Source organism: Lysobacter sp. Soil_N_23, assembly GCF_057656135.1.
The window spans coordinates 18688-38950 of sequence record NZ_JBDGKY010000008.1; the positions used below are offsets into that span (position 1 = coordinate 18688).

The 20263-nt window shown below is 66.7% G+C and carries 18 protein-coding genes and 1 tRNA gene; 15 read left to right on the plus strand and 4 right to left on the minus strand.

The window, feature by feature from the left end; genetic code table 11:
- Window positions 1-72 precede the first annotated feature (72 nt).
- The 9 genes from pstC (at window position 73) to rnt (ending at window position 7374) form a co-directional block, all read left to right on the plus strand.
- Window positions 73-1041: a phosphate ABC transporter permease subunit PstC gene (pstC, locus tag AC3A3X_RS07985; RefSeq protein WP_487582494.1), complete on the plus strand. Its 969-nt coding sequence runs from the start codon at window positions 73-75 to the stop codon at window positions 1039-1041.
- A complete protein-coding gene (gene pstA / locus AC3A3X_RS07990) occupies window positions 1041-1937 on the plus strand; it encodes a phosphate ABC transporter permease PstA (protein ID WP_487582495.1) in 897 nt (298 codons plus the stop codon). Before pstC ends, pstA begins: the two co-directional genes overlap by 1 nt.
- A gap of 34 nt (window positions 1938-1971) precedes the next feature.
- Entirely contained in the window at window positions 1972-2781 is an 810-nt protein-coding gene (gene pstB / locus AC3A3X_RS07995; RefSeq protein WP_487582496.1) for a phosphate ABC transporter ATP-binding protein PstB, read from the plus strand.
- Between the two features lie 55 nt (window positions 2782-2836).
- Window positions 2837-3547: a phosphate signaling complex protein PhoU gene (gene phoU, locus AC3A3X_RS08000; RefSeq protein WP_487582497.1), complete on the plus strand. Its 711-nt coding sequence runs from the start codon at window positions 2837-2839 to the stop codon at window positions 3545-3547.
- Between the two features lie 365 nt (window positions 3548-3912).
- Complete coding sequence (locus AC3A3X_RS08005) at window positions 3913-4428, plus strand: RNA polymerase sigma factor (RefSeq protein ID WP_487582498.1); 516 nt, start codon at window positions 3913-3915, stop codon at window positions 4426-4428.
- A 112-nt stretch (window positions 4429-4540) separates the two neighbouring features.
- Complete coding sequence (locus tag AC3A3X_RS08010) at window positions 4541-4933, plus strand: HvfA family oxazolone/thioamide-modified RiPP metallophore (protein WP_487582499.1); 393 nt, start codon at window positions 4541-4543, stop codon at window positions 4931-4933.
- Between the two features lie 3 nt (window positions 4934-4936).
- Entirely contained in the window at window positions 4937-5815 is an 879-nt protein-coding gene (locus AC3A3X_RS08015) for an HvfB family MNIO-type RiPP peptide maturase (RefSeq protein ID WP_487582500.1), read from the plus strand.
- Window positions 5808-6590, plus strand: a complete 783-nt coding sequence (locus AC3A3X_RS08020; protein ID WP_487582501.1) for an HvfC family RiPP maturation protein — start codon at window positions 5808-5810, stop codon at window positions 6588-6590. The genes AC3A3X_RS08015 and AC3A3X_RS08020 overlap by 8 nt, the downstream gene beginning before the upstream one ends.
- 106 nt (window positions 6591-6696) lie before the next feature.
- Window positions 6697-7374, plus strand: coding sequence for a ribonuclease T (gene rnt / locus AC3A3X_RS08025; RefSeq protein WP_487582502.1), 678 nt, complete (start codon window positions 6697-6699; stop codon window positions 7372-7374).
- A gap of 15 nt (window positions 7375-7389) precedes the next feature.
- On the opposite strand, the gene sugE is transcribed toward rnt, so the two are convergent.
- The 4 genes from sugE to AC3A3X_RS08045 all read right to left on the minus strand — a co-directional run bounded on the left by sugE (window position 7390) and on the right by AC3A3X_RS08045 (window position 11442).
- Window positions 7390-7707, minus strand: coding sequence for a quaternary ammonium compound efflux SMR transporter SugE (gene sugE, locus AC3A3X_RS08030; RefSeq protein ID WP_158731508.1), 318 nt, complete (start codon window positions 7705-7707; stop codon window positions 7390-7392).
- Between the two features lie 260 nt (window positions 7708-7967).
- Entirely contained in the window at window positions 7968-8729 is a 762-nt protein-coding gene (gene rlmB, locus AC3A3X_RS08035; protein WP_487582503.1) for a 23S rRNA (guanosine(2251)-2'-O)-methyltransferase RlmB, read from the minus strand.
- Between the two features lie 64 nt (window positions 8730-8793).
- Window positions 8794-11214 carry a ribonuclease R gene (rnr, locus tag AC3A3X_RS08040; RefSeq protein ID WP_487582504.1) on the minus strand — a complete coding sequence of 807 codons (2421 nt, stop codon included), beginning with the start codon at window positions 11212-11214 and terminating at the stop codon, window positions 8794-8796.
- A 143-nt stretch (window positions 11215-11357) separates the two neighbouring features.
- Window positions 11358-11442: transfer RNA gene (locus tag AC3A3X_RS08045), tRNA-Leu, on the minus strand.
- A 411-nt stretch (window positions 11443-11853) separates the two neighbouring features.
- Here AC3A3X_RS08045 and rnk point away from each other — a divergent pair.
- The 6 genes from rnk to AC3A3X_RS08075 all read left to right on the plus strand — a co-directional run bounded on the left by rnk (window position 11854) and on the right by AC3A3X_RS08075 (window position 20042).
- Complete coding sequence (rnk, locus tag AC3A3X_RS08050) at window positions 11854-12273, plus strand: nucleoside diphosphate kinase regulator (protein WP_487582505.1); 420 nt, start codon at window positions 11854-11856, stop codon at window positions 12271-12273.
- 152 nt (window positions 12274-12425) lie between these two features.
- The gene (gene parC, locus AC3A3X_RS08055; RefSeq protein WP_487582506.1) at window positions 12426-14669 is read left to right on the plus strand and encodes a DNA topoisomerase IV subunit A; all 2244 of its coding nucleotides are present in this window, start codon (window positions 12426-12428) and stop codon (window positions 14667-14669) included.
- A 3-nt stretch (window positions 14670-14672) separates the two neighbouring features.
- Window positions 14673-15332, plus strand: coding sequence for a thiopurine S-methyltransferase (locus AC3A3X_RS08060; RefSeq protein WP_487582507.1), 660 nt, complete (start codon window positions 14673-14675; stop codon window positions 15330-15332).
- 60 nt (window positions 15333-15392) lie between these two features.
- Window positions 15393-16793, plus strand: coding sequence for an oxygen-independent coproporphyrinogen III oxidase (gene hemN, locus AC3A3X_RS08065; protein WP_487582508.1), 1401 nt, complete (start codon window positions 15393-15395; stop codon window positions 16791-16793).
- A gap of 42 nt (window positions 16794-16835) precedes the next feature.
- On the plus strand, window positions 16836-17591 hold the full coding sequence (locus AC3A3X_RS08070) for a helix-turn-helix domain-containing protein (RefSeq protein ID WP_487582509.1): 756 nt from the start codon (window positions 16836-16838) through the stop codon (window positions 17589-17591).
- A 177-nt stretch (window positions 17592-17768) separates the two neighbouring features.
- A complete protein-coding gene (locus tag AC3A3X_RS08075; protein WP_487582510.1) occupies window positions 17769-20042 on the plus strand; it encodes a nitric-oxide reductase large subunit in 2274 nt (757 codons plus the stop codon).
- Window positions 20043-20263: the final 221 nt, after the last annotated feature.

Below are 20263 nucleotides of genomic sequence, written 5' to 3' on the forward strand. Positions count from 1 at the left end.
CCATGGACGTAGCTGTTGCGCTTGCGTTTTCCTGCCGACCCGCCCGCACGATCAAGGCCCCGCCTCTCCCCGATGAACGCAACCACCATTCCCGCGGCAGTGCCCGGTTCGCGCGATCACTACGACGCTCGCAACGACAAGCTGTTCCGCTACATCCTGACCGGCACCGTGGTATTCGTGCTGATCGCCCTGGCCGGCGCCGCATTGTCGATGCTGTGGGGCGGTCGCCACGTGCTGGCCGCGTCGGGACTGGATTTCTTCATCACCTCCGAATGGAATCCGGTCGAAGACAAGTACGGTGCGCTGGTGCCGATCTACGGCACCATCGTCACCGCGATCATCGCCATGCTGATCGCGGTACCGGTCAGCTTCGGCATCGCCTTCTTCCTGACCGAGGTCGCCCCGCGCTGGGCGCGCGGCCCGATCGGCACCGCAATCGAGTTGCTCGCCGGCATCCCGTCGATCATCTACGGCATGTGGGGCCTGTTCGTGCTGGTCCCTGTCATGACCGAGTACGTCACGCCCTGGCTCAACGACAACGTCGGCACCTGGCCGGTGATCGGCCAGTTCTTCCAGGGCCCGCCGCTGGGCATCGGCATGCTCACCGCCGGCATCGTGCTGGCGATCATGGTGATCCCGTTCATCTCCTCGGTGATGCGCGAGGTCTTCCTGACCGTGCCGACACGACTGAAGGAATCGGCTTACGCGCTGGGCTCGACCAAGTGGGAAGTGAGCTGGGACATCGTCCTGCCGTACACCCGTTCGGCGGTGATCGGCGGCGTCTTCCTCGGCCTTGGCCGCGCGCTCGGCGAGACCATGGCCGTCGCCTTCGTCATCGGCAACAGCGTCAACTTCTCGGCCTCCCTGCTCGAGCCGGGCACCACCATTGCCGCGCTGATCGCCAACGACTTCGGCGAAGCCACCGAAACCTACCGTTCCGCACTGCTGCTGCTCGGCTTCGTGCTGTTCATCGTCACCTTCGTCGTGCTGGCCGTTGCCCGCCTGATGCTGATGCAGCTGTCGCGCAAGGAGGGCAACTGATGGCCACCACCGCCAAGGCACTGAAGGCCACCGACCACCGCGTCGCCGATGGCCTCTACCGCAAGCGTCGCATCGTCAATGCCGTGTCCATCGTGCTGGCCTGCGCGGCGGCCGTGTTCGGTCTGTTCTTCCTCGGCTGGATCCTGTGGACGCTGGTCGCCAAGGGCATCGGCGGCGTCAACCTGGCGCTGTTCACCCAGAACACGCCGCCGCCGATGCAGGAAGGCGGCCTGATGAACGCCTTCTTCGGCAGCGCGGTGATGTGCGCGATCGCGATCCTGATCGGCACGCCGCTCGGCATTGCCGCCGGCACCTGGCTGGCCGAGTACGGCAACGCACGCAAGATCGGCACCGTGGTCCGCTTCGTCAACGACATCCTGCTGTCGGCGCCCTCCATCGTGCTCGGCCTGTTCGTCTACACCCTGGTGGTGATGCAGTCCGGCGGCAACTTCTCGGCGCTCGCCGGCGCGATCTCGCTGGCCTTCATCGTGCTGCCGGTGGTGGTACGCACCACCGACGAAATGCTGCGGCTGGTGCCGGCGCAGATGCGCGAAGCCGCCCTCTCGCTGGGAGTTCCGCAATGGAAAGTGATCGTCCAGGTGCTGTACCGCAGCGCCTCGGCCGGCATCGTCACCGGCGTGCTGCTGGCACTGGCGCGAATCTCGGGTGAGACCGCGCCGCTGCTGTTCACCGCCTTCGGCAACCAGTACTGGAGCACCAATGTCCTCCAACCGATGGCCAGCGTGCCGGTGGTGATGAACCAGTTCGCCGGCAGTCCCTACGAATCGTGGCAGGTGCTGGCGTGGGCTGGCGCGCTGGTCCTCACGGTGTTCGTCCTCCTCATCAGCCTGGTGGCCCGCGCCATCGTGCTTCGAAACAAGATCAGCCATGACTGACCTCACGCCCTCCCGAATCGCCCGGACTCCGGCCATGAACGACTCCCGCCTTACGGTCGCCACGCCCGAGCGCGCCAGCGCCGCAGCGGCACCGGTGAAGCTCGCCGCGCGCGGACTGAACTTCTACTACGACAAGTTCCATGCGCTGAAGGAAATCAACCTGGAGATCCCGGAGAAGCGTGTCACCGCGCTGATCGGGCCCTCGGGCTGCGGCAAGTCGACCCTGCTGCGCATCTTCAACCGCATCTATGCGCTGTACCCCAAGCTGGAAGCCAAGGGCGAGGTGCTGCTCGATGGCGACAACATCCTCGACCCGCGCTACCCGATGAACCGGCTGCGCAGCAAGGTCGGCATGGTGTTCCAGAAGCCGGTGCCGTTCCCGATGACGATCTTCGAGAACGTCGCCTACGGCATCCGCCACCACGAGAAGCTGTCCAGGGCCGACATGAACGACCGCGTCGAGCATGCCCTGCGCCAGGGCGCGCTGTGGGACGAGGTCAAGGACAAGATGGGCCAGAGCGCGCTGGGCCTGTCGGGCGGCCAGCAGCAGCGTCTGTGCATCGCCCGCGCCGTGGCCCTGCGCCCGGACGTGCTGCTGCTCGACGAGCCGACCTCGGCACTGGACCCGATCTCCACCAGCCGCATCGAGCAGCTGGTCGAAGAGCTCAAGAAGGACTACACGATCGCGATCGTGACCCACAACATGCAGCAGGCCGCGCGTGTGTCGGACTTCACCGCCTTCATGTACCTGGGCGACCTGATCGAACACGGCAACACCGAAACGATCTTCTCCAACCCGAGCAAGCAGCAGACCGAGGACTACATCACCGGCCGCTTCGGTTGATGCATTTTCTTAGCCCCTCTCCCGCTCGCGGGAGAGGGGTCGCCAGGACACCCAGATGAGCACCCAAATGCACGACCATATCGTCAAGAGCTACGACGAAGAGCAGCGCCGGCTGCTCAACGAAACCCTGCGCATGGGCGAGATGGCCGCCGCGCAACTCGAGGCAGCACTCGACGTCGTGCAGCGTCGCGACGACAAGGCCGCCGAACGCATCATCGCCAACGACGAAGCCATCGACGCGCTGGAGCAGGAAATCAGCCACGACGTGATGAAGCTCGCGCTTCGCGGCCCGATGGCGCGCGACCTTCGCGAGATCCTGTCGGCGATCCGGATCGCGGCGGACATCGAGCGCATCGGCGACTACGCCGCCAATGTCGCCAAGCGTTCCACCGCGCTGAACCTGTCGCCGCCGCTGCCGCACATCAGCGGACTGCACGCGATCGGCACGCTGGCGGTGCAGCAGGTGCGCGACGTGCTGGCCGCGTACCGCGACAACAACATCGAACTGGCCCAGCGCGTGCGCGCCCGCGATGCCGAGATCGACATCGCCTACACCGCGCTGTTCCGCGAGCTGCTGACCTACATGATGGAAGACGCGCGCAGCATCACCGCCTGCACGCACCTGCTGTTCATGGCCAAGAACATCGAGCGCATCGGCGACCACGCCACGAACATCGCCGAGAACGTCTGGTTCCTGGTCAGGGGCGAGGAACTGTTGCCGCCGCGCGAGAAGCGCGACGACAGCAGCACCACCGGCGCGGTCTGATCGCCCAGGCTCCACCGTAGGAGCGAGCTTGCTCGCGATCAGCCCCGTAACGGGCAATCGCGAGCAAGCTCGCTCCTACGGCTGTTTTTGCAAGTCGTCAGGTCCGCGGCCGTGGCTTTTCCGGCCACCTGCACGCACGTAACCCGTGCTTGAACGGATAGCTGCCGGCCAGGACGCTGGCTACCATGCTCCGTCGACTTGGGGCCAGCGAGCAAATCGCTCCGACTGGGGCGGCGGAACTGAACGGACTCTAAATAACCGCGCGGATTGAAGTTCCGCGCCGAATCATTCCGCCCTCTCCCCAACTCATGGCTTATGCGCCGGCCTTCACCCGGCCCCATGCTCTGACAGGAGAATCCCGCGGCATGAAGCAACTTATGGCCAATGGCGATCTGCAAGCGGCGCACATGGGCGATTGCCTCGCACTGGAGCGGGTGCTGTGCCGTTCGCGCCAGGACCTGCGCCGCTATGCCGAATTCCACTGCGTCATCAACGACGTCGAGGACGCCGTACAGGAAAGCCTGATAACGGTTTCACGCAAACTCTGCGACCTGCGCACGCTCGAATGCTTCACCTCGTGGTTGTTCCGCATCGTCAAGCGCGAGTGCAACCGGCTCAAGCGCGGCCGGCGCTGGCTGACCGGCGATGCAGTCACCGACGAGATCATGCCGGTGGTCACCCCGGAACCGGCCGAATGGCGCCACGATGTCGCCGCCGCGCTGGAATCACTGCCCGCCCACTACAGGGAAGTGGTACTACTGCGCGACCTGGAAGGACTGACCATCGCCGAAATCGCCGACCACCTCACGCTAACAAGCGAAGCGGTCAAATCTCGACTGCATCGCGCGCGGGCACTGGCACGCGAGTACCTCAGCCAGTGAATCGTTTTGCCCTGACGGTGCCTCTTGTTGGCACCGGAACCGGCTAGCGACGAGTTCGAACCGGACCGTTTCCCATGGCGGATCCCCCGCCACCACCCGCAGGAGAGAACACATGTCGAAGCAAACCAACAAGCCCATCGCCCTCGCCCTCGGCGCCATTGTCGGCGGCCTTGCCCTGTCGGGCTCGGCGTTCGCAATGAGCGACCTGGCTTCGGGCTACATGCTCGGCACCGGCGCGGCCGCGTCCGACAACAAGGCCGCCGAAGGCAGCTGCGGCGTCGACAAGATGGACACCGACAAGGACGGCAAGGTTTCCAAGGCCGAGTTCGGCGCCGCCCACAAGGGCGACACCAGCAAGTTCGCTGCCCACGACGCCAACAACGATGGCTTCATCACGGCCGACGAGGCCAAGGCCACCGGCGAAGGCAAGTGCGGCGCCGACAAGGACAAGAAGAAGGCCGGTGAAGGCAAGTGCGGCGAAGGCAAGTGCGGTGGCATGGCCTGAGCCATGACCGCGGACGGCATCGGCCAGCTTGATCCTGGTGCCGCCGGCCTCGGCTTGCGGCGGGCCCTTCTGGGCCCGCTGCAGTCGGCGCCTCCCGGCGACTTCGACTTCCTCGAATGCGCGCCGGAAAACTGGATCGGTGTCGGCGGCAAGTTCGGCGAGGCACTCCAGGAGCTGACATCGCGCCATGCGCTGGTCTGCCACGGCCTGTCGCTGTCGCTGGGCGGCGTGGCACCGCTCGACGAGACCTTCCTGCATCGCGTCCGCCGTTTCCTCGACCAGCATCGCGTACCGATCTACAGCGAGCACCTGAGCTACTGCAGCGATGACGGCCACCTCTACGACCTGCTGCCGATTCCGTTCACCGAGGAAGCGGTGCACCACGTCGCCGCGCGCATCCGCCAGACCCAGGACATCGTCGGCCGCCGCATCGCGGTCGAGAACGTCTCCTACTACGCCCCGGCACCGCCCGACCGCGACCAGGCGGCGCTGAGCGAGATCGACTTCATCAATGCCGTCCTGGTCGAGGCCGATTGCGACCTCCTCCTCGACGTCAACAACATCTACGTCAACGCGATCAACCACCGCTACGACGCCAGCGCATTCCTGGCCGCGCTGCCGAGCGAGCGCATCGCCTACATCCACGTGGCCGGCCACTTTGATGAAGCCGACGACCTCAAGGTCGACACCCACGGTGCCGCGGTCAAGGACGCAGTGTGGTCCCTGCTCGGCGAGGCTTATCGGGTCCATGGCCTGCGCCCGACGCTGCTCGAGCGCGACTTCAACTTTCCGCCCTATGCCGAACTGGTCGGCGAACTGGCGACCATCCGCAAGGTGATGGACGAGGTGTCGCCACGGCACGCCAGGCGTGCGCATGGCTGAGGCTCCCGATCGCCTGCGCGCGCAGCAGTTCGCGCTGACGAGGCACCTGCGCGACCCGCAGGCCAGCCCGGCGCCGGAAGGCTTCGAGGATCGCCGCCTGGCGATCTATCGCGAGCTGCTGTTCAACAACATCGAAGGCCTGTTGTCGGGCAACTTCCCGGTCATCGGCAAGCTGCTCGGCGAGGACGCGTGGAAGACGCTGGTGCGCGATTTCTACCGCGACTACCGCTGCCACACGCCGCTGTTTCCGGAGATCGCACGCGAGTTCCTGCGCTATCTGGAAGTCCGCGCGGAGGTCGACCGGGCCGACGACCCGCCGTTCCTGCAGGAACTGGCGCATTACGAGTGGGTCGAACTGGCGTTGCAGATCGCCGAAGTCGACGACGACATCGGCGCCGACCCGGCCGGCGACCTGCTTGACGGCGCGCCGGCACTGTCGCCCCTGGCCTGGCCTCTGGCCTACGCCTGGCCGGTGCACCGCATCGGTCCGGAATTCCAGCCCGACCATCCTCCGGCGGCACTCACGCTGCTGTTGCTTCGTCGCGACGACGACGGCACCGTGCGGTTCTCCGAACTCAGCCCGCTGGCGTTCCGCCTGGTGCAGCGACTGGGCGAGTCACCGCAGCTCACTGGACGCGAACAGCTGCAGGCATTGGCGGCCGAAGCCGGCAGCAGCGACATCACTGCGTTCGTCGAACAGGGCGCCGCGTTGCTGGAGCAGATGCGCGGCAGCGGTGTCGTGCTTGGCGTCCACCGCGCAGATCCATCGGCCTGATCGGCGTCTCCTGCAAGGACTGACGTCATGCCTGGGGGCATTGCCTGTTGCCGCTGCCGGCCCGGCGCGGGCAACGCTGATATGCGCGTCTGCTAGGCTTTTGCCCATGACCGATGCTGGCTTCTCCCCCAAGACCCCCGCCGCCCCCGCCCACCCGACGCTCGCGAACCGCTTCCGCGGATTCCTGCCGGTCGTCGTGGATGTCGAGACCGGCGGCTTCGACTGGAACCGGCATGCGCTGCTCGAGATCGCGGTGGCGCCGATCGACCTCGATGCCAATGGCCTGCTGGTGGTCGGCGAAATCACCAGCAGCCACGTCGTGCCGGCGGCCGGGACCGAGATCGATCCGAAGTCGCTGGAGATCACCGGCATCGACATCGACCATCCGTTCCGCAACGCCCTGCCCGAGCGCGCCGCGCTCGAGACCGTGTTCGCGCCGGTGCGGGCGGCGGCGAAGAAACACGGCTGCCAGCGCGCGATTCTGGTCGGACACAACGCCCATTTCGACCTCAACTTCCTCAATGCCGCGGTCGCGCGCAGTGGGCACAAGCGCAACCCGTTCCATCCCTTCAGCGTGTTCGACACGGTGACGCTGGCTGGCGTCGCCTACGGCCAGACCGTGCTGGCACGCGCCGTGCAGGCCGCCGGCTTCGACTGGAACGGCGAAGAGGCGCACTCGGCGGTGTACGACACCGAGCGCACCGCGCAACTGTTCTGCAAGATCGTCAATGCGTGGCCGAAGCCGCTGCCGGTGGTGGCGCCAGCTGCGCCTGCGTCCGGCTGAGAACTCCCCGCGCCCTCAGGGCGAGGCAAGCTTCAGCCCGACCAGTCCGGCGATGATCAAGCCGACGCTGATCATCCGCAGCGCGTTCACCGGTTCGTTGAACAACACGATGCCCAGTATCACGGTGCCGACCGCGCCGACGCCGACCCAAATTGCATAAGCGGTACCGACCGGCAGCGACTTCATCGCGATCCCTAGCAGGCCCAGGCTGATCGCCATTGCCGCCACCGTGCCGACCGTGGGCCACAGCTTGCTGAAGCCATCGGTGTACTTCAGGCCGATCGCCCAGCCCACTTCGAACAGGCCGGCGAGTACGAGAATGATCCAGGGCATGACAGCGTCTCCAATCGAAGGTGGGGCCGTCCCCTTGCGATGATGGAGCGGCGGGGTCGTCCCCGCTTCCTTGTGCTGGCGAAACGGTAGCACACCAGGGAACGTCATCCCGGCGAACGCCTACGGGCACGTCATCCCGGCCAACGCCGGGATGACGGTGAGGGGACTGCGATGTTACGGGCCTGGATCCCGGCTTTCGCCGGGATGACGGTGAGTGGGATGACGGGACTGCCGGGGCGTGCGCCCGCAGCGTTGCGCGGTTACTTCGCCACGCCGCGCTGGCGCACGACTTCGAACAGCGTCACGCCCGTGGCCACCGACACGTTGAGGCTCTCCACGCCGAGGCTGCCGGCACCCGGCATCGGGATCTTCACCAACTGATCGCAGTTCTCGCGCGTGAGGCGGCGCAGGCCGTCGGCTTCGCCACCCAGCACCAGGCCGACATTGCCGCGCAGGTCGAGCGAGTACAGCGACGTGTCGGCTTCGCCGGCCAGGCCATACAGCCAGACGCCGAGCTTCTGCAGGTCGCGCATGGTGCGGGCGAGATTGGTCACCGGGATCACCGCGACGCTGTCGGCGGCACCGGCGGAGGTCTTGCGCACGGTCGCATTGACCTGCACCGACTTGTCCTTGGGAATGATCACCGCGGTGATGCCGGCCGCGGCGGCGCTGCGCAGGCAGGCGCCGAGGTTGTGCGGGTCCTGCACGCCGTCGAGGATCAACAGCAGCGCGCGGCCCTCGGCGGCTTCGACCAGGGCTTCGAGTTCGTTCTCGTTCCAGGTCTTGGCGGCGGCATAGCGCGCGACCACGCCCTGGTGGCGCAGGTTGCCGACGACGCCGTCGAGCGCCTGCGTGGCGACGCGGCGCACGTCGATGTCCATGCGGCGCGCATTGGCTTCGATCTCGACGATGCGCGGGTTCTTGGCGCCGGCCTCGATCAGCACCTCACGGACATGCTCGGCATCGTGCTCGAGCGCAGCCGCGACCGCGTTGATGCCGGCAATCCACTGCTTCTGACTCATTGCTTTCTCTCATGGCCCGGCGGGCCGATGCCGCGCCGGCAGGACGTTAAACAGGATGTGACGTTCAGTAGGGTTTCTTCGCCCGCTTGGCCGGCTGCCCGCGCGGCGGCAACGGCTTGGCGCCGCGCTCCTCGACCAGGCGGAAGTCGATCTTGCGATCCTCGACGCTGGCCTTCATCACCACGATGCTGACGCGGTCGCCCAGGCGGAATTCGCGACCGGTGCGCTCGCCCGCGAGGGTCTTGCGGATCGGGTCGAAATGATAATAGTCGTGCGGCAGCTGGGTCACGTGGATCAGGCCGTTGACCTTGGAGTTGTCGAGCTCGACGAACAGGCCGAAGCTGGTGACGCCACTGATCACGCCGTCGAACTCACCGCCGACGTGCTGCTCCATCCACGCGGCACGGTAGCGCTCGTCGACTTCGCGCTCGGCCTCGTCGGCACGGCGCTCGCGCTCGGAGCACTGCAGGGTCAGTGCCGCCATCTCGCTGGGCGAGTAGCGGTACTTTTCCGGACGACCGCCGGTCAGCGCGAACTTGATCGCGCGGTGCACCAGCAGATCGGGGTAGCGTCGGATCGGCGAAGTGAAGTGCGCATACGCCTCCAGCGCCAGGCCGAAGTGGCCGACGTTGTCGGGCGAGTACACCGCCAGCGACTGGCTGCGCAGCAGCACCGACTCGATCAGCGCGGCATCGGCGCGCTCGCGCACCTTCTTCAGCAGGATGGTGAAGTCGCGCGGTTCGACCTTCGCCCACGGCGGCATGCGCAACTTGAATTCCTTGAGGAACTCCTGCAGGTCGGCGTACTTCTGCTCCGGCGGGCGCTCGTGGATGCGATACGGCGCCGGCACGTGATGGGCCAGCAGGTACTTGGCCGCTTCGACATTCGCCGCGATCATGCATTCCTCGATCAGCTTGTGCGCGTCGTTACGCTGCAGCATGCCGGCCTGGACGACCTCGCCCTTGGGGCCGAGGACGAAACGCACTTCGCTGGACTCGAACTCGATCGCGCCGCGGCGCTCGCGCGCCTTCGACAGGATCTGGTAGAGCTGGTGCAGGCGCTGGATGTTGGGCAGCAGCGAGCCGATCTGGCCGAGCGCTTCCTCGCGCGCATCGTCGGCGATGCCCTCGCCCACCGCATTCCAGACCTGGGTGTAGGTCAGGCGCTCATGCGAGTTCATCACCGCTTCGTAGAACTTCGACTCGCCGACTTCACCGTTCCTGTCGACCTGCATGTCGCAGACGAAGCACAGGCGGTCGACCTTCGGATTGAGCGAGCAGATGCCGTTGGACAGCGTCTCCGGCAGCATCGGCACGACGAAGCCGGGGAAGTAGACAGAGGTCGCGCGCTTCTGCGCTTCGTCGTCCAGCGGCGTACCAGGGCGCACGTAGCTGGAAACATCGGCGATCGCAACGATCAGGCGGAAGCCGTCGCGGTTGGGCTCGCAATAGACCGCGTCGTCGAAGTCCTTAGCGTCCTCGCCGTCGATGGTGACCAGCTGCAGTGCGCGCAGATCGACGCGTTGCGCCGCCGTGGCAGCATCGACAGTCAGCGGCACGGCCGCGGCTTCGTCCAGCACTTCCTGCGGGAACTCGTGCGGAATCTCGTGACCGTGGATCGCCGCCTGCACCGCCAGTGAGGCCGTGAGGCGATCGCCGAGCACGGCCAGGATGCGGCCGATCGGCGGTCGTTGCGGATCGGGCGCCTGCAGCAGCTCGCAGACCACCAGCTGGCCGTTCTGCGCGCCCAGGCGCTCGTCCGGCGGGATCTGCACGTTGCGCTGGATGCGGCGGTCGTCCGGCACGACATAGCTGATGCCGGCCTCGAGCACGAAGCGGCCGATCAGGCGGTTGAGGCGACGCTCCAGCACGCGCGTGATCGCGCCTTCGCGGCGGCCGCGGCGATCGACGCCGGTGACGCTGGCGAGCACGCGATCGCCATGCATGGCCTTGCGCATCTCCATCGGCGGCAGGAACAAGTCGTCACCGCCGCCTTCCAGGCGCAGGAAACCGAAGCCATCCGGGTTTGCGATCACCACGCCCGGCACCAGCGCGAGCTGCTGCGCCGGCAGGAATTCGCCCATGCGGTTGCGCAGCAGCTGGCCGTCGCGAACCATCGCGCCCAGGCGCTTGCCGAGCGCGTCGAATCGTTCCGGTGCGGCCAGGCCCAGGCGCTCGGCCAGTTCCTCGGCCGGCATCGGGCCATCGCCATCGGCCAGCATCTGCAGGATCACTTCGCGGCTGGCGATCGGCTCGGCGTAACGGGCGGCCTCGCGTTCGGCGTAGGGGTCGTGGAAGCCACTTGGACCACTGCCGCTGGCTCCGCTGCGGGCAGGCAAATGCGGCGGCGGTTCAGGCAGCCAGCCTGGGCGTTTGGCGGGCTTCTTCGCCCCGCCGGCTTTGCCCGACCTGGCGGGAGCGCCAGACGTCTTGCGCGAGGGGGACTTGGGGCCGGACTTGCCGCGACTCGGGGGTTTCTTGCTCATTCAGCCATGGTCGCACATCGCCATGAATACGGTGTCGCCGGAGATGCGTGAAGGCATAGGTGCGGCCCGTGCCGCAGAAACGAAAAACCCGCCTGTCGGCGGGTCATCGATCCGGTCGCGATGCATTTCGACCGTCTTGCAAGTGGTGCCCAGGAGAGGACTCGAACCTCCACGGTTTTACCCGCTAGTACCTGAAACTAGTGCGTCTACCAATTCCGCCACCTGGGCTCTCTGCAACGGTTTGTGCCGTGCGAGGCCGCGTATGTTGCGTTGCGGCGGGCACCTTGTCAACGGCTTGTGAGCAAATTTTTCTGATTGCGTGTTTCGCGGCTCGACGGACGTGGCCCGTCGCGCTGATCGTCATCCCGGCGAACGCCGGGATCCAGCGACGAAGCCGGCGAAGTGAACGGCTTGGGCGCCGGACGGAAAATCAGGAGGCCCGTCCGCCGCCGTCAGCCTGGGTCCCGGCGTTCGCCGGGACGACGATCTCTTGGGGCCCGGACTCGCTGGATCGTCGATGAATCCGGCCGGGAGCCGCCTGTTGCCGCCTCCCGGATTCGGGGCTATGGTCGCCGTACATCACTAACTGGCGGGCGACGCACCCGGTGCGTCGCCCGCGCTGCTATTGGAGACCCATCCATGAACCACCCCACTCCCCCGCCCCTGCTGATGTCGCGCCTGGACGTGGAGCGCATCGAGGCCCTGCTCGAGCTGCCGATCGCCGAGGGCATCGACACCTCGGCGCTGGAGGCGGAGCTGGAACGGGCCGAGATCGTCGAGCCCGGGCAGATGCCCACCGACGTGATCACCATGAACACGACCGCGCGCTTCCTCGACGAGACCAACGGCGAAGAGCACGAGCTGACCCTGGTCTACCCGCGCGATGCCGATGGCAGCCCGGACAAGGTCTCGATCCTGGCGCCGGTCGGCAGCGCCCTGCTCGGCCTGCACGTGGGCGATGCGATCGAATGGCCGCTGCCCGGCGGCCGCACCATCCGCCTGAAGGTGCTGTCGATCCGCTCCCAGCCCGAAGCCAACGGCGAAGCGCATCCCCGCTGATCGCAGCACGCATCGCCCCTTTGCGTCGCCCGCAGTGCGACGGCGCAGGCAGAACATGCGACCCGGCCAACAGCCGCGCCAACGTGCGCGGCTAGAACGTGCAACGTTAAAATCCGCCCAACGACTCATTCCAGGTTCGTATCGCCATCCCCATGAACGAAACCGTCCGTCCGGCCTTCCACGGCTTCGAGCAGATCCCCCTGCGCGAGTACGCCGAGCGCGCCTACCTCGATTACTCGATGTATGTGGTCCTCGACCGCGCCCTGCCCTTCCTCGGCGACGGCCTCAAGCCGGTGCAGCGCCGCATCATCTATTCGATGAGCGAACTGGGCCTCAATGCCGGCGCCAAGCCGAAGAAGTCCGCGCGCACCGTCGGCGACGTCATCGGCAAATACCATCCGCACGGCGACAGCGCCTGTTACGAGGCGATGGTGCTGATGGCGCAGCCGTTCTCGTACCGCTATCCGCTGGTCGAGGGCCAGGGCAACTTCGGTTCGACCGACGATCCCAAGTCGTTCGCGGCGATGCGCTACACCGAATCCAAGCTCACGCCCATCGCCGAAGTGCTGCTGGGCGAGCTCGGCCAGGGCACGGTCGACTGGACGCCGAACTTCGACGGCACCCTGGAAGAGCCGACCTGGATGCCGGCGCGCCTGCCGCACCTGCTGCTCAACGGCACCACCGGCATTGCCGTTGGCATGGCCACCGACGTGCCGCCGCACAACCTCAACGAGGTCGTCAGCGCCTGCCTTCGGCTGCTCGATGATCCCGACGCGACCACGCGCGACCTGTGCGAGCACGTGCTCGGCCCGGACTACCCGACTGCCGCCGAGATCATCACCCCGCGCGCCGACCTGTTGAACATGTACGAGACCGGACTGGGCAGCGTGCGCGCCCGCGGCGTGTACGTGAAAGACGGCAACAACCTGGTGATCACCGCGCTGCCGTACCAGGCCTCTCCCGGCAAGGTGATCGAGCAGATCGCCACGCAGATGCGCGCCAAGAAGCTGCCGTGGCTGGAGGACATCCGCGACGAGTCCGACCACGCCAACCCGACCCGCATCGTGCTGGTGCCGCGCAGCAACCGAATCGATGCCGAACAGCTGATGGGCCATCTGTTCGCGACCACCGACCTGGAGAAGAGCTTCCGGGTCAACTTCAACGTGATCGGCCTCGATGGCCGCCCGCAGGTGAAGGGCCTCAAGGCGTTCCTGAGCGAGTGGCTGTCGTTCCGCACCGACACCGTCACGCGCCGCCTCAAGCACCGCCTCGACAAGGTCGAGCGTCGACTGCACCTGTTGGAAGGTTTGTTGATCGCCTTCCTCAACCTCGACGAAGTGATCCGCATCATCCGCAGCGAGGACGAACCGCGTCCGGTGCTGATGGCGCGCTTCAAGCTCAGCGACGAGCAGACCGACTACATCCTGGAAACCAAGCTGCGCCAGCTGGCGCGCCTGGAAGAGATGAAGATCCGCGGCGAGGAAGCCGAACTGGAAGCCGAGCGCGAGCGCATCATCGCCACGCTCGACAGCAAGGCCAAGCTCAAGAAGCTGGTCAAGGACGAGCTGATCGCCGACGCCAAGAAGTTCGGCGACGCCCGCCGTTCGCCGCTGGTCGCACGCGGCGCCGCGCAGGCGTTGTCGGAAACCGAACTGGTGGCCAGCGAGCCGATGACCGTCGTGCTCAGCGAAAAGGGTTGGGTGCGCGCAGCCAAGGGCCACGACATCGACGCGGCTGGGCTGAGCTACCGCGACGGCGACGAACTGCTGGCGGCGACGAAGAGCCGCAGCACGCAACAGGTGGCGTTCCTGGATTCGACCGGTCGCGCGTATTCGACCGTGGTGCATTCGCTTCCATCCGCACGTGGCAATGGCGAACCGCTTACCGGCCGCTTCTCGCCGGCACCGGGCGCGTCGTTCCAGGCGCTGGCCAGCGGCGACAACGACCAGCGCTTCGTGCTCGCCTCGAGCCATGGCTACGGCTTCGTCACCCGCTTCGAAAACCTGACCGGCCGCAACAAGGCCGGCAAGGCAATGCTGTCGCTGACGCCGGGCGCCAAGGTCGTCCAGCCCGCGCTGGTCGGCGATGTCGACCAGGGCCGGATCGCGGTGGTGACCAACGTCGGCCACCTGCTGACCTTCCCGGTCGGCGAACTGCCCGAGCTCGACAAGGGCAAGGGCAACAAGCTGATCGACATCCCCAAGGCCAAGCTCGGCACCGAGCGCGTGATCGCGGTGGCGGTGGTGGTACCGGGTTCGACGCTGGTGGTGAAGTCCGGGGCACGGACGATGTCGCTGTCGTTCAAGGATCTCGATGCCTACGTCGGTGCACGCGCGACCCGCGGCGGCCTGTTGCCGCGCGGCTGGCAGAAGGTGGAAGGGTTGGCGGTCGAATAGGCCATGCAACCCGACTTCTGGCACCAGCGCTGGCGCGAAAAGCAGATCGGCTTCCATCAGGACAAGCCGACGCCGCTGCTGCTCAAGCATTGGCCTTCGTTGCAGGTCGCTGCCGGCAGCCGCGTGTTCGTGCCGCTGGCCGGCAAAAGCCTGGACATGGCCTGGCTCGCGTCGCAGGGATTGCGCGTGCTCGGCGTCGAGCTGTCGCGCATCGCCGTCGAGGAGTTCTTCGCCGAGAGCGGCCTCGAGCCCGAAGTCAGCCAGTCGCCGTTCGGAACCCACTATGTTGCCGAAGGCATCGAACTGATCTGCGGCGATGCGTTCGCACTGGACGCGACCGTGCTTGCCGACTGCACGGCCGTGTTCGACCGTGCCGCCCTGATCGCGCTGCCCGCGTCGCTGCGCCGGCGCTATGTGCACGAGCTCTACCCGCGCCTGCCGGGCTGCCGCGGACTGCTGATCACGCTGGAGTACCCGCAGCACGAGAAGGACGGCCCGCCGTTCGACGTGCGCGAGGACGAGGTGCGCGAACTGTACGGGCGCGACTGGAACGTGGCCACGCTGGAACGCCGCGACATCCTGGCGCAGCAGCCCCGATTCATCGAGGAAGGCGTCAGTGCGCTGGAGACGGTGGTCTACCGGATCGAGCGACGACAGGCCTGAGTCCGGCCGAAATTGACCTGGATCAAGGCAGTCACCGCGCTCCCGGCCTAGCCTTTTTGCATGGCCACGCCGTCTCCCGCCTTCGACCCCGACCTGCTGCGCCGCTACGACCGGCCCGGGCCGCGCTACACCTCCTACCCGACCGCGCCGCAGTTCTCCGCGGCATTCCAGGCCGGCGAGCTGCGCGAGATGGCCGCCATCAGCAATGGCGACCCGATTCCACGCCCGCTGTCGATCTATGTGCACGTGCCGTTCTGCGCGAGCCCGTGCTTCTATTGCGGCTGCAATCGCATCATCACCCGCGACAAGGCCCGCGGCGCCGCCTACCTGACCCGGCTGTACCGCGAGATCGGGATGATGTCGACGCTGTTCGACCGCGATCGCGAGGTCGCCCAGCTGCACCTGGGCGGTGGCACCCCGAACTTCCTCGCGCCGGACCAGATCGCCGAAGTGGTCGATGTGATCCACCGCCACTTCTCGTTCACCCGCAGCGGCGAGCGTGACTGCTCGATCGAGCTCGATCCGCGTTTCGTTTCCCCCGACGACATCCGCATCCTCGCCGAAGCCGGCTTCAACCGCGCCAGCCTCGGCGTCCAGGATTTCGACCCGGTCGTGCAACAGGCGGTCAACCGGATCCAGAGCGTGGAGGAAACGCTGGCGATCATCGAGGCGTGTCGCAAGCATGGCCTGCGGTCGGTCAACGTGGACCTGATCTACGGCTTGCCGCTGCAGTCGCCGGAGGGTTTCGAACGCACCCTCGACATCACCCTGGCCGCGCGCCCGGACCGCCTGGCGATCTACAGCTACGCGCACCTGCCTTCCCTGTTTCGCCCGCAGCAGCGTATCCGCGGCGAAGACCTGCCCTCCCCGGCAGTCAAGCTCGGATTGCTGCAGCGGGCGATCGAGCGTCTTGGTGAAGCGGGCTATGTCTACATCGGCATGGACCATTTCGCCCTGCCCGAGGACGACCTCGCCGTGGCCCAGGCGCGCGGCGGCCTGCATCGCAACTTCATGGGCTACACCACCTGCGCCGACAGCGACCTGATCGGCCTGGGGGTCAGCGCGATCAGCCACATCGGCGCCAGCTTCAGCCAGAACCCGCGCGACCTGCCGAGCTGGGAGCGCGCCATCGACGAAGGCCGCCTGCCGGTCTGGCGCGGCATGCGCATGGACGCCGACGACCAGGTGCGGGCCGACGTCATCCAGCAGCTGATGTGCCACGGCGAAATCGACATCGGCGCGATCGAACGGCGCCATGTCGTCGATTTCGCCGACTATTTCGCGCAGGCGCTGCAGCGCCTGCAACCGCTGCAGCACGACGGGCTGGTCGAGGTGTCCGCCGACCGCATCCGTGCCACCTCCCGCGGCCGGCTGCTATTGCGTATCCTTGCCTCGTGTTTCGACCGATACCTCCCCAGCCAGCCCGACGCTGCCCCTGGGCAGTTCTCGCGGACCGTGTGATCCGGACGTTATGATCCAGGCGCGTGATCCAGGAGCCTGCGCATGAGTTCGGGCGTCATGTTTCCGCGTACCGACGCCAGCATCCTGGCCGACGACGGCGACTCCTTCACCTTCTGCTCGACCTGCGCCTTCTCCCAGGCCTGCCTGTCGTCGGGCATGGACAAGAGTGCGCTGGCGGAACTGCACGTGCTGGTCGAGCACGTCGGTCCGCTGCACGCGGGCGAGCACGTGTTCCGCGAGGGCGATCCGTTCGGTGCGATCGCCGCCGTGCGCGCCGGCACGGTCAAGACCTACATGACCGACGTCGAGGGCCGCGAGCAGGTGCTCGGCTTCCACCTGCCCGGTGAAGTCATCGGCCTCAACGCCATCCACGACGACCGCTACCCCTGCAACGCCGTCGCCCTGGACACGGTGATGCTGTGCCGCTTCTCGTTCCCGCGCATCGCCCTGCTGGCCACGCGGCTGCCCAATCTGCAACAGCATCTGTTCCGGCTGATGAGTCGCGACATCGGCGTGGCCTCGCTGTTCGCCGGCGACCATTCCGCGGACGAGCGCATGGCCGCCTTCCTGATCGGACTGTCGCGGCGCCTGGCCCTGCGCGGGTTCTCGCCGCGCCGCTTCCAGCTGACCATGTCGCGCACCGAAATCGCCAACTACCTGCGCCAGGCGCCGGAGACGGTCAGCCGCGTGCTGCGCCGTTTCGAGCGCGACGGCATGGTGGCGATCAAACAGCGCGATGTCGAGATACTCGACCTGCCGCGGCTCGAGGCGATTGCACTGACCGTCCTGCGGCACTGAGGCGCCCGCAAGCCAGCGCGGGCTCGCGACGGGCCTGGCGCACCCGCGTGTCCGACACGCAGCCGGCAGGCGCTGCGAAAGATTCCCATTTTCCGCAGCGGACTTGATCTGGGTCATGGAGCCGGTACGCCGCGCGAGCCGAACATGCCGGCGTTTCCTCCACGGAGTGCCGCATCAATGAATTCCACCCGCAAGCTTTGGGCAGGGTTGGCGATCCTGCTCATCGCTTCGTTCGCCGTCCTGATCTGGGTCGGCAGCGAAATCCACCGCCAACAGCCACCGATGCCCGAAGTCGTGGTTGGCCCTACCGGCGAAACGATCTTCACGCGAGCCGACATCGAGACCGGCCGCCAGGTCTGGCAATCGATCGGCGGCCAGCAGTTGGGCTCGATCTGGGGGCACGGCGGTTATGTCGCGCCGGACTGGAGTGCCGACTGGCTGCACCGCGAGGCCGAAGCCGTCATGGACGGCTGGGCACGAAAAGAAGCCGGTGCCGACAGCTACAGGCAGCTCGACGCCACGCTCCAGGCCGGTTACCGCGCGCGCCTGCAGAAGATGATGCGAACCAACACCTACGACGCATCGACTGGAACCATCCGCCTGGATGGCGACCGCGTCGCGGCGATCGCCAAGGTCGCGGCACACTATCGGAGCCTGTTCGGCAACGACCCGGCCACCGCCGGGCTGCGCGAGGCCTACGCGATGCGCGACGGCACCGTCGCCGATGCCGAGCACCGCCGCGTGCTGACCGCGTTCTACTGGTGGACCGCGTGGGCGGCGGTCAGCGAGCGCCCGGGCTCGAACATCACCTACACCGCCAACTGGCCGGCCGACGATCTGGTAGGCAACAAGCCGCCGTCCAGCGCGTTCGTGTGGACGGTGTTCAGCGTGCTGTTCCTGATCGCCGGCATCGCCCTGCTCGGTTGGCATTACGCGGTGAACCACGGCGACGAGTTCACGCCGGCGCTGCCCAAGAGCGATCCGCTGGCGGCGATCAAGGTCACCGCATCGATGAAGGCCACGGCCAAGTACTTCTGGGTCGTGATCGCGCTGTTCCTGACCCAGATCCTGCTCGGCGCGATCACCGCGCATTACCAGGTCGAAGGCCAGCAGGCCTACGGCTTCGCCCTGGCGGATGTGTTGCCCTATTCGCTGACGCGAACCTGGCACACGCAGCTGGCGGTGCTGTGGATCGCCACGGCCTGGCTCGGCATGGGGCTTTACATCGGTCCGGCGATTTCCGGGCATGAGCCGCGATTCCAGCGCCTGGGTGTGAACGTGCTGTGGGTGTGCCTGCTGGTGATCGTGGTCGGCGCCTTCGCCGGGCAATGGCTCGCCGTCATGCAGAAGCTCGGCCTGGAGCAGAACTTCTGGTTCGGCCACCAGGGTTGGGAATACGTCGACCTGGGCCGTTTCTGGCAGTGGTTCCTGTTCATCGGCCTGGGCCTGTGGCTGACGCTGGTTGGCCGCGCCCTTTGGCCGGCCCTGCGCAACGGCGGCGATTCGCGCTCGATCGTGATGCTGCTGTTCCTGTCGACCGTCGCCATCGGCCTGTTCTACGGCGCCGGCCTGATGTGGGGCGAGCACACCTCGCTGTCGATGGTCGAGTACTGGCGCTGGTGGGTGGTGCACCTTTGGGTGGAAGGCTTCTTCGAGGTCTTCGCCGTGGCGGTGATGTCGTTCCTGTTCACGCGACTGGGCCTGCTGCAAGTGCGTACGGCGACGGTGGCGGTGCTGTTCGCGACGATCGTGTTCATGGCCGGCGGCGTGCTGGGCACGCTGCACCACCTGTACTTCGCCGGCACGCCGACCGCGGTGATCGCGCTGGGTGCCAGCTTCTCGGCATTGGAAGTGGTGCCGCTGGCCTACGTCGGTTTCGAGGCCTATCACAGCTACAGGATGGGCAAGGCCACGCCCTGGATGCAGCGTTACCGCTGGCCGATCATGTTCTTCATCGCGGTGTCGTTCTGGAACCTGGTGGGCGCCGGTCTGTTCGGCTTCCTGATCAATCCGCCGCTGTCGCTGTACTACATGCAGGGCCTCAACCTCACGGCGACGCATGGTCACACGGCACTGTTCGGTGTCTACGGCATGCTCGGCATCGGCCTGATGCTGTTCTGCCTGCGCGGCCTGAAACCGGACGTGGAGTGGAACGAGCGCGTGCTGCGGACCAGTTTCTGGGCGCTCAACTTCGGCCTGGCCGGCATGGCGCTGTTCACGCTGCTGCCGCTGGGCATCCTGCAGCTCAACGCCGCGCTCGATCATGGCTACTGGTACGCACGATCGGCCGAGTTCATGCAGCAGCCGATCGTCGAACTGCTGGTGTGGATGCGCGTGCCGGCCGATACGCTCTTCAGCGTCGGCGCGGTTGCACTGGCCTGGTTCGTGTTGCGGCTGTGGGTTGCACCGCGACGCGAAGTGGCACTGGAGGCGCTGCCTGCGCGCCGCTGAACTTGCTGCGTCTGGTTGAGAGCGGGGCCGCAATTGCGGCCCCGTTTTCTTTTGCGTGCGTGGGTGATCAGCGGGGGGAGCAACGTCCATGGGTTCCCGCCTTCGCGGGAATGACGGGCATGAGGAGCAACGACGCTGGGTCCCCGCCTTCGCGGGGATGACGGTCTTCCAGCGACGGTGGAAGCCCCTCTCCCATTTATGGGAGAGGGGTTGGGGTGAGG